8 protein-coding genes and 1 pseudogene are annotated in these 10,828 nt (G+C 44.8%); 6 read left to right on the forward strand and 3 right to left on the reverse strand.

What is annotated here, in order from left to right; all coding sequences use genetic code 11:
* The first annotated feature begins 73 nt into the window (after window positions 1-73).
* From NFU03_RS05200 to NFU03_RS05225, 6 genes and pseudogenes are all read left to right on the forward strand, one after another.
* Window positions 74-1,027 carry an alpha/beta hydrolase gene (locus tag NFU03_RS05200; protein WP_251636691.1) on the forward strand — a complete coding sequence of 318 codons (954 nt, stop codon included), beginning with the start codon at window positions 74-76 and terminating at the stop codon, window positions 1,025-1,027.
* Between the two features lie 131 nt (window positions 1,028-1,158).
* The gene (locus tag NFU03_RS05205) at window positions 1,159-1,656 is read left to right on the forward strand and encodes a metallophosphoesterase family protein (protein WP_251636692.1); all 498 of its coding nucleotides are present in this window, start codon (window positions 1,159-1,161) and stop codon (window positions 1,654-1,656) included.
* Window positions 1,657-2,274: 618 nt separating this feature from the next.
* Window positions 2,275-2,631: a hypothetical protein gene (locus NFU03_RS05210; RefSeq protein ID WP_251636694.1), complete on the forward strand. Its 357-nt coding sequence runs from the start codon at window positions 2,275-2,277 to the stop codon at window positions 2,629-2,631.
* 63 nt (window positions 2,632-2,694) lie between these two features.
* Window positions 2,695-3,360, forward strand: a complete 666-nt coding sequence (locus tag NFU03_RS05215; RefSeq protein WP_251636696.1) for an ABC transporter ATP-binding protein — start codon at window positions 2,695-2,697, stop codon at window positions 3,358-3,360.
* Window positions 3,357-5,906 carry an ABC transporter permease family protein gene (locus tag NFU03_RS05220; protein ID WP_251636698.1) on the forward strand — a complete coding sequence of 850 codons (2,550 nt, stop codon included), beginning with the start codon at window positions 3,357-3,359 and terminating at the stop codon, window positions 5,904-5,906. The genes NFU03_RS05215 and NFU03_RS05220 overlap by 4 nt, the downstream gene beginning before the upstream one ends.
* A gap of 179 nt (window positions 5,907-6,085) precedes the next feature.
* Window positions 6,086-7,573 (forward strand): annotated as a pseudogene (locus tag NFU03_RS05225) (IS5 family transposase).
* 9 nt (window positions 7,574-7,582) lie between these two features.
* Here the strand turns inward: NFU03_RS05225 and NFU03_RS05230 are convergent.
* From NFU03_RS05230 to NFU03_RS05240, 3 genes are all read right to left on the reverse strand, one after another.
* Window positions 7,583-8,587: an RHS repeat-associated core domain-containing protein gene (locus NFU03_RS05230; protein ID WP_251636700.1), complete on the reverse strand. Its 1,005-nt coding sequence runs from the start codon at window positions 8,585-8,587 to the stop codon at window positions 7,583-7,585.
* Between the two features lie 370 nt (window positions 8,588-8,957).
* The gene (locus NFU03_RS05235) at window positions 8,958-9,782 is read right to left on the reverse strand and encodes a hypothetical protein (RefSeq protein ID WP_251636703.1); all 825 of its coding nucleotides are present in this window, start codon (window positions 9,780-9,782) and stop codon (window positions 8,958-8,960) included.
* 303 nt (window positions 9,783-10,085) lie between these two features.
* Window positions 10,086-10,828 (reverse strand): RHS repeat-associated core domain-containing protein (locus NFU03_RS05240; protein WP_251636705.1); only part of this gene is annotated, 743 nt, incomplete at its 5' end.

Below are 10,828 nucleotides of genomic sequence, written 5' to 3' on the forward strand. Positions count from 1 at the left end.
AATTCCTCCTTGAAGTTCAGGCTCCCTATTCAGTGAAAAGATGGTAAACTGAGAACACTGGGGGTGGGATTTTTTGAAAAGAAAAATATGGGCAGCAACTATTTTGGTCGTGATCGTTCTTCTGGCCGGCCTGATCTTTGCCGGCAACTACTTTTACGATCAAGGCATTAAGCGGGGCACCGAAGTCAAACTGCACAGCGAACCGGAAGGCGTCAATGACCTGGCGTCCGACGAAGACCGGGCGCTGCTGAAGGAAGCGAATGACTGGTACGCCGGACAGGACAAAAATACGATCACGATGAAATCCTACGATAACTTGAAACTGAAAGCGCAGTTCATCAAGAACAAAGAGAACCCGGATCATCAGGCGGTCATCCTCGTCCACGGATTCCGGAACACCGGCGATGATATGGGCAAATACGCGAAGTTCTATTACGACCGCGGGTTCGATATCCTGCTGCCGGACGCGCGCGGCCACGGACAGAGCGAGGGCGATTACATCGGCTACGGCTGGCACGAGCGGCTCGACATGAAAGACTGGATCACATACCTTATCCAACAGCATGACGCAGAAGAGATCATTTTACAAGGAAATTCCATGGGCGCTGCGACCGTTCTCATGACGAGCGGGGAAACATTGCCCGATCAGGTGAAAGGGATCGTCGCGGACAGTTCGTACAGCACCGTCAAGGACGAACTCGCCCACCAGCTGAAATCCATCTACGGCTTGCCGGCGTTCCCCCTTCTTGACGTGACGAGTGTCATCGCCAAAATCCGGGCGGGCTACACGCTGCAGGAAGCCTCCGCCGTCGATCAGGTGCGCAAGAACACCAAGCCGCTGCTTCTCATCCACGGCGACAAGGACGACCTTGTGCCGACGGACATGGCGGACATCCTGTATAAAGCGGCCGGCGGGGACAAGGAATTGTGGATTGTGGAGGACGCAGGCCATACGAAAGCCTATGACAACCGCACCACAGAGTATGAAGGAAAGCTGTCGGACTTCCTCGACCGCGCACTCGACTGATAGAGCTGCCGCTTCTCTTCGGAGGAGCGGTTTTTCGATGCTATGCCTGTTATACGTGCCGGGTTTTTTGAAAGTTTCGTTTTGCGGGTATCGATGATTGAAAGAGTTCGAGGGAAAGGAGCTGATGGCGGATGAAGATCGTCATTACAGGGGACACCCACATTCCCGGCAGAGGAAGCAAACTGCCCGAGCGGCTCACTGCGGAATGCCGGGACGCCGATCTGATCATTCACACAGGTGATTTCCGGTCGCCTGCTGTGCTGGATGAACTGGAGCAGTTCGCGGAAGTCTGTGGGGTTTACGGCAATATCGACGGGGAGGATATCCAGGCGCGCGTGCCAAGGCGCCAGCTGTTTGAAGCAGGCGGGCTGCGCATCGGGCTTGTCCACGGTCACGGTGAGAAGAAAACGACCGAGCAGCGCGCTGTCGAAGCGTTTGCCGAAGATGACGTGGATGTCATCGTCTTCGGCCACTCGCACATCCCGGTCGTCAAATATTTCAAAGGGATGATGCTGCTGAATCCCGGCTCGCCGACCGATAAACGGAAACTGCCGTACTATTCGTTCATCGTTCTGACGATTGGCGAGGTAGTGAAAGCGGATTTGGTGCTGTTTGGGGATAAAGGCTGAGGAGGATCACGATAATGAGCAGTTAGAAAAAGCGCGCTCACCAAACGATAGGAGCATACCTTTTCACACTCACAAGAGGATTATAGCGTGTCACAGACTCTATTACGATCATCCCCATTCCCTTTTTGAAAGAGGGTCAAATGAGCGCCACAACAGTCTTCCGATGCGCTGTATTCCGATAGAAGAGCGATGTCCGAGTACTCTTTAGAAACCATTAAACGTATCTGCCAGACGCTCAATCAGTTGCCGAGAAAAATCTTGGGCTACCACCAACCGCCGCATCTGTGCGTTGAAAAGGGAACGAAAACGGCAGAAAGTCTCAAAAACAAAATCTAGGTCAAGACAGCCCTATTGATGAAAACACTGCGATTTATCCAAGCGACTAACTTAATATTGCAAGTTAATCTTAATCTTTCATTTTCATCTCCAATATCCCATTTAGTAGTGATACCTAATGATTGAAGCGAAGAGCGTCAACTCAAATAAATCTACACGAGCTGATGACCTGAAACATCATGACCCCTATTTACAATGTTTGTTAATTATTCAGAAATTTTAAATTAACTATTTACAATTGAGTTACATTAATGTAATATAGTTTACAGAGGAGGTGATAATATGAAAAAATTTATTATGGCATTAGTGGTGTTACTTGGATCTTCTTTCTTGTTCGCTTCGGTAAGTGAAGCTGCTTCTGTAAGTCCATCAAGACAAGACATTAAAGGATCAACTGCAGTCGCAAGTTGGAGTTTCAGTTTCGCAAATGATGGAGCGAACTCTATAAGATTTAACCCAGGTGACGGTTCCGGCTACAAAGTAATTGATTCAAATAACACTGTAGGCTTAAGTAAGTATAGCTATTCTTACTACAGTCAAACTCGGGCAGTTACATATCTTCCTGAATTCATGGCAGTTAATAAGGGAGATGGCACAGCAAAAGTTGCCAGGGCAACAGTTTATAAGACTCTACCTTAATAAAAGAGATGCCTTTAAGTTCAGCTTAAAGGTATCTTTTTACTTCTATTGCGGGAGGTGTAGATGGTGATACAAATAGCTAAAGCTCAAATTTCATATGGCGATAATCTTCCTATTTTAAAAGATATAAACTTAACCGTGAATAAAAATGACTGGATTATAATCCTTGGAGTCTCCGGAACCGGCAAGACATCACTGCTGAACATGGTCGGCGGCTTGCTACGCCCTGATGCGGGGGACGTGGTGGTCGGCGGCAGGAACTTACAAGCTCTGAAAAGTGAAGAGATGCAAGAGTACCGTCGGAATACTATTGGTTTCATCTATCAGGATTTCAAGTTATTTGAGCAATATACGGTGCTTGAAAATGTTATGCTACCCCGACTACCGTATGATTCACGTAAAAAGCTAGAGAAACAAGCGATCCAATTACTGGAAAGTGTTGGTCTCAGTCATAGACTGAGCCATTTACCTGCTGAGTTATCAGGGGGAGAAAAGCAGCGGGTAGCGATTGCCCGGGCTTTAATTGGGAGTCCCGAAATCCTGTTATGCGATGAACCGACTGGCAATCTAGACAGTGAAAGTACGAAAACTGTGATGAATATCTTGCAGAAACTACATACTGTTGGCTTAACTATCCTGCTGATCACTCACGATGACAGTTTATCACCTTATGGAAATCGCATATTAACGACTGGCGACGGTACCATAGTGGAGTTGGAGGACCAATGAAACAACTTTTAAAGGGAAACCTTCGTTATTTTAGGAAGACAAATAGCATGCTTATCGCAGCCTTTGTCCTTACTTTTTCTGTCACTCCGATTGCTCTGTATTCAATTGCAAATCTGAATCATTCTATTAATGCTGATATCGTACAACACTCTCGGGGAAGTTATGATCTGTTGGTTCGCCCGCCTGATGCGATCACGCCTTTAGAAGACGAGATCAGGATGGTGCCGGAAAACTACATCGGAGGAGGGCGCGGTGGAATTTCCTTGGAGCAATGGAACATCATCAAAAACAATAGTCATACTGAAATTGCTGCGCCAATTTCATCGCTAGGGTACTTTACAGGACTCAATACAACACTGGGCGTCCTGCCATCACCGCAAGCGCCTTCAGTCTACCAAGTGGAATATGTGACATCAGATGGTGTGAATGAGTACACGACGGACACCTACCGCCAGATTTTCCTGCAACATATGGAGGGTGGACTTCCATTGGTTACACAAGTAGAAATGCTCCCTTATATCCATCCCCTGCACGCCCTGTTTCCCCTTCCTATCACCTATAATCTTTTGGTAGGAATCGACCCAGCAGAGGAAGAAAAGTTGACAGGTATTGATTTTTCTCCCATCCAGTTCGGTAAAGAAGCAGAGGGAATCATTCGCAAAAACACAGCTGGCCATGAAAGGTTGAAAGACGCGCAAATTGTACCCGTTCTTCAACTACGGAATGAGTCAATTTCCTTGGAAGCGAAAGTGTCCAGCTGGGAACTATCATATACATCTCAAGAAATTCAAAAGCTGGTTGAGGCATACGGCCTTGATGAACAGCAATTGGTTGACTTCGAAAATCCAAAAACCCAAGAGCTATTTAAACGGCTCCTTACGGCACCAGTAACGAACGAGTTCTCTCATGAATTATCGCTGCTTGGGTATTTGGAGCCTTTTAATGCAGAAGCCAAAGGGCTTGTCGTCATGGAAGACGGAGAATTGGAAGATATGGATACCTACAGTGATACCACCAGTTATGCCAGTTCCGTTAATTGGAACAGCAGTACCAAGTATTATAAGGCAGGTCCCATATTGTATAAGCGAAGTTCCGATGGACTAAAAGTTACGCAAATCGGCACCGTGCATGGGGTGCCCGTCTATCGAACTCTCGAGGAAATAGGATCCACTATCACCAGTGGCGATCAGACAGCAGGTTCACTGTCAATCTTAACTGATCCAGTGGGGTATTATGAAACCGGAACAAAGAAAGAGCATCTCGCGGCTAGCCCCTTGGGCATCTATCAGTTGGATCCAGTAACTTACAAGGAAACAGATGGGACAGTGAAAGCGCTTACCCCCACCTATACACCAGGAAGCTTCGTGACAGCTCCTGCGGAAGGTGTTACAAACATTGAATCATCGAAGTTAGTAAAAGGAGACACACCGATCGATGCGATCCGTGTGAAGGTGGCTGGCATAACGGACTATACACCGGCGGCTGCAAAGAAAATTGAAGAAGTGGCGAACGATATACGTGGCATAGGACTGCATGTGGACGTTATCGCCGGTTCCTCACTGCAAACGCTAGATGTTGACGTAGAAGGACTCGGAGTTGTGCAGGAATCATGGACAAGTTTAGGGGCATCCGGAAAGATCGTGAAGCAGTGGAATGCCACAACGCTTGTGCTGGCGATCATGTTTGCATTGGTAGCCATCCTGTTCCTTGTGAATCGGATCAGACTGTGGAGTGGCGAGCGCAGACAATCCGTAGAGTTGCTTAAGCTGATGGGGTGGAGATCAAAAGACATACAGAAGTTATACATGAGAGAAATGAAAAGGTTACTACTGATTGTGATGACCTTCTCAGGTGTCTTCATTATCGCCTTTTTCTATGTAAATGAGGTTAGTTTCCGATTGGCTGCCTACCAGGTCCTACTATTGGTGGTTCTGGTGCTTCTGACTATTGGCTGCACAAATGGTCAAGTGCAGCGTCTCCTCCGAAATGCAGGGAACACGGAAAACGGGAGAAAGGTGACTCGGTCACGATCTTTGGTACTCAGAAACATTCTCTTCTATCGCAAGAGCATTACAGTTACGTTTCTTCAGCTGATCCTTGTTAGTTCGTTGGCTTCTTTCGTCTACTTGGCATTGAACGAATCCATATTACAGACCAACGCCACGGTACTGGGCAAATATGTAAATTCTGAAATTGGGAGCTGGAATAAGCTGTTGCTGGCAGCCACATACATGATGGCGTTCATCACGTTGCTCGAAAATATGAGTCGAATGCTCAAGGAACGCAGTCACGAACTTATAAGCTTTAAATTGATCGGTTGGAAATTCAAGGACATAAAGAGGACTTTACTTACAGAACTCTCGATCTGGACTAGCCTATCAGTCGTTTGTGGAAGTATGCTCAGTGGACTACTATTCACGCTGTTCTATCCAATGACCGTTGCCAATGCAATGTTCTTGCTGCTTACCAGTGCCGCATTGTTTGGCCTCATCATGGCTCAGTGCTATGTTTTGGTAGAATATCGAGTTTGTAAAATAATGCTATAAAAGAGAATTTCAAAAGCGAAATAGCCCTTCTCTTCATTTGACCGAAGAAAAGGGCTATTTAGGGGTTACTGAACAACTTGAAAACCCATGTAAATAAAGGGTTCTTCACCCTTCTTGTCGAAAATACGTGCATACTGAAAAAATAAAACGCATCGTTTGACTGCTTAGGAGGCCATGTCATGTATGAACACAACTCCAACCAGATGATCCTGCCACATGAATTCTTTTTACCATTCGGAGGACACTTGAACCCGGATAACCATTGGGTTCGCATGGCTTCTATCATTCCTTGGGCTGACTTGGAGAACGCTTATCTCGAATCACTTGGTGATTCCAATCAAGGGAGTAAAGCGTATAATGCGCAACTTGCACTTGGCGCGCTAATCATTAAGGAACTGCTCGGTCTGAGTGACAAATAAACTGTCGAAGCGATCACTGAGAATCCCTACATGAAGTATTTCATCGGACTGCCTGCGTTTCAGCAAACTCCTCCATTTCACGCATCTTCATTAACCCATTTCCGTAAGCGATTTAATGTCGATATAATCAACCAACTGAACGAAACGATTTCCGCAGCGCATCGGAAACCAACGAATCCAAAGGATTAGAGTGACTCTGACGACGAGGAGCCGAAGGGCGGTAATGGCAGTCTGACAGGGGGCATGGACATTCCTGATACGAAAGAGGATGCATCTGTCTACAAACAAGGGAAGCTACTGATTGATGCTACGTGTGCTCCTTCAGATTTCGCGTATCCAACGGATATTGGCCTGTTGAACCAAGCCAGGGAAAAGCTCGAAAAGATGATTGATACATTACACGCAGAACGTCCGTATGGAACAAAGAAGCCGCGCACCTATCGACGAAACGCCCGGAAGGAATACCTTTCCTGGTCCAAACAGCGGAAGCCGGGATACGAAAAGATTCAAGCCTGCCTGAAGGGGCAGTTGACCTATGTCCGCCGCAACCTGAAACACGTGGAAGCCCTTGCGAATGAAGTGGGCCTTGATAAACTGACAAGGGCACAGCACAAAGACCTTTTGGTCATCCAGGAGGTATTCCGTCAGCAAACCATCCTATTTGGAAACGAAACTCGTTCCATTCAGGATCGAGTGGTCAGTACCCAGCAACCGTACATCCGCCCAATTGTCTGAGGGAAAGCAAAAGCACCTGTCGAATTCGGTGCAAAGATCTCTGTCAGTCTGGTCGATGGGTACACCTACAACGAGGGTCCTCTATTGAAAGAGGCCATCCTGGCATACAAGAACCACTTCGGCCACTATCCGGAAGCCGTCTTAGCGGACACAATCTACAGGACACGAGAAAACCGGAAATTCTGTAAAGAACTCGGAATCCGGCTGAGTGGTCCGAGACTTGGCCGTCCGGCCAAAGACCCGCATGTTTTGGCAGAACAAAAGAAAGTGGAGAAACAGGATCACGGTGAGCGGAACGCCATCGAAGGGAAGTTTGGCGAAGGCAAACGCACGTATGAGCTGGGTCTTATTCAAACACGCCTACAAGCGACCAGCGAGACGACGATCGCTCTCCAACTGGTAATAATGAACCTCGAAAAGATCCTCCGGGATACTTTTTTGTCTTTTTTCCTTCGAAAAGTTCGCCAGTTGAATCGCTTATTTTTCGTGCATCATAATTTTAAAACGGCCTGATCGGGTTGTTCAGCAACCCCTAATTACAAGCCAAGCGTAATTACCATCTGTATCAGACATCATGACCGGATTATTATTCATATAGTTGTAGCCGTTCTGCGTGATCGCAAGATCCAGATCTCCTCCTTCCGGATCGGCAGAGAAGAAAACGCCCTCCTCCGGCTGATAATAGCGGGCGATCAGGTAGTAGAGATCCGTTTCGTCATCGTACCGGGCGCCTTTGTACCGCAACGGGTTATCAGCCGCCATGGCGCCGCTCTGGGACAAAATGTTCCCCCATGCGTCATAGGAATAGGTGGCGACAAAATTGCCATCCCGGTCTGTCAGTCCGACAATTTCCTTCAGGCTGTTGTAGACGTAGTAATAGTTCTGGGTCCCTTTGGACAGGACGAGTGGCAGACCGTCCGGATCGTAGATGTATTCCGCCGTGATCGTTCCAACTGCGTCGGTTTCAAACAGTACCTGAATGCCATCTCCGTAATGGTAGTTTGTTATCTTCCCGCCGACTGCCTTGCTGGTCCGGCGTCCGGCATCGTCATAGGTATAGGTCGCCGTCAGGGCGCCAGTTTTCCTGTCTGTAATGGACGTCAGCTGATCGAATTTGTTGTAGGTGTAGCTGTAGCGGCTGTCGAGCGTCCGATTGCCATTCTTATCGTACGTGTAGGGCTCGCCATTGACGGTTTCCAGCTCGTTGTTGCCGTTGTACGTGAACGCGGTATGCTTTGTGACACCGTTCTTCGTGGTTGTCCGGCTCGCCCGGTTTCCTGTCGCGTCATACGTGTACGTTTCGGATAGCTGGGCGGCAGGGATGTCCTGGGACAGCAGCTGGTTCCCCTTGTCGTAGCTGAATGTCTTGTTGCCGGTCGTTGACGTAACGGTCTGAAGGAGACCGAGCACATCATAGCCGATTTTCTCCTCAAGCAATATGGAAGTCCCTTTGGTCACTTTCAGACTGTCCATTTGCTGGTTGGCGTCGTACGTGTACGTTGTAAGATTCCAAACACAAATGAACACTTACACAAACCTACTTGCACTCCAGTCAAAAAATATTGCTAATCTGATAGCCACTAGTAAGACAGTATTAGCTGTAGCAGTAGCTGCGCAGTTTGAAAAGAGATCTTTTATCATTGTAAATCGATATCTTTACAGCTCAACTTTTCATCCATAAAATATCTGAATTATACTATGTACAGATAAGTGGTCAAATATTTTGTATAAGTGGAAGATTGTAGGCATAATAAAATCCAATTAGAAATTTAGTTCGCTCATATTTATCCAAAAAATAAAATTATTACCTACGAGCAGGAATATTTCAAACCATTCCATTTTTAATAGTTGAATACGAAGCTCGAAGATACAGAGTCAATTTAATTACGTTAGCAAACTAACGATTATCTTTTTTAAAAATGCACTCTTTATTATTTTCGATGTACACATAGATCATTCTGTCGAATTCAGGTAAGTACTCATTTGCAAACGGGGTATCCATACAAACAAACCATTCTAGATTTTTAAGTTCATCTAAGAAGAATAATTTTCCTATTGCATTACATTTATCTATTATTAACTTCTTTAAACTGGAAGCTTCCCCCAAGGCCTTATAACTTTCAACGCCCCTACATGCATATAAATCTAATTGTTCCAACGATGTAGCTAGAGCTTCAATACCTATGAAGTTTTTCAGTTTTTTTGCGTAATTTATGTGCAGTATTTTTAATTTACTTAGCTTTTCAATCCCTTGCAGTGACGTAACTGACGTTTGGTTTAATATTAGTGTTTCTATTTTTAACGAGATAGATAGACTAGTAAGGTTTCCATTCGCGGGATTAAATTTACTAACATTTAAATATTTTATTTTTTTGCAAGAGTCTAGGTTTTTAATACTTTTATTCCAAATTATACTTAGCTCTTCTAGGTCACACAACAAAGAAAAATCTAAATTTATAATAGGCGATTGTGAGGACAAACATTTTAATTCTGTCAATGAATATAGGGCAGAATAATCTTTAATGACAGAATCCACAATATATACATGTGTGATTTGAGGACACTTAGTTAAAAAAGATAAGGTATCATCAAAATAATATGATGAGTTTATTTGCACCTCTTTTATACTATTTTCATTTATATACTCAATATATTTATCTATAAATTCCGTTTCCACTTCAACTGTTTGCTTATCTAATTTTCTTATTCTTTTAAAAGACATTACAAGCCCCCTGTAACATAGAATTATGAAACGTGTTCTTTATTGAAAATAACTTCAGGAACTATTTATAAAGACTTCAGGTTTTTTAAAATGAGCAATGAGTGTATGTTCTATACTCACTGCTCACTTTAAACAATTCTTAAATACTCAGTTCATCTAATAGATATGTGCTAAATTATGGATTTTACTATAAGAATTAGATTTTGATCTTTACTAGACAAATTCTCAGACTGCCATTAGCTAATTAGATTTCTAGAGCAATATATTTATTTTATTTTTATAGTTTAAACACAATTCCCTGCATTAAAACTTAGCTCCTGGGCTATTTATTTTATTATAATTCTTCCTATTTAAAACACCATTTTTATCTTTTTGAATTCGGGCATGTTCTTGTTTAAAGGCTTCTCTGTCATTCTTAGCAGGCGTCCAATGAATTTTTCTGACAACCTCCCCATATTTTTTTTCATAGCGTCTTCCCGATTCTCTTGCGCGACTCTTGGGACCCTTACCGTGGTATTTCATACCGCTTTTGTAAAATACCGTGTAAGATCCAACTTGATTAATGTTCTTCGTTATTCCTAGCAGCTTGCTTGCTTTTTTTAAGTGTCCTATTTTCGCAAAACTGCTTCCCGATGCCCATGCAACAGAACCAACTAATTTTAAGCCTTTTTTCCCTGATGCTTTTCCTGTTTTATACGCTTTGTATCCATCATAAATAGCAAATCCTGCATTAATAGCCAACCAAATATAATTACCATCAGGGTCGGTGTACATGACCGGATTATTAGTCGCATAGTTGTAGCCATTCTGCGTGATTGCCAGATCCAGGTCGCCGCCTTCCGGATCCGCAGAAAGGAAGACGCCCTCCTCCGGCTGGTAATAGCGGGCAATCAGGTAGTAGAGACCCGTTTCGTCATCATACCGGGCGCCTTTGTACCGCAACGGATTATCAGTCGCCATTTCGCCGCTCTGGGACAAAATGTTCCCCCATGCGTCATAGGAATAGGTGGCGACAAAATTGCCATCCCGGTCTGTCAGTCCGACAA

This window comes from Sporosarcina sp. NCCP-2716 (genome assembly GCF_023707985.1).
In the GTDB taxonomy this organism is placed as follows: domain Bacteria; phylum Bacillota; class Bacilli; order Bacillales_A; family Planococcaceae; genus Sporosarcina.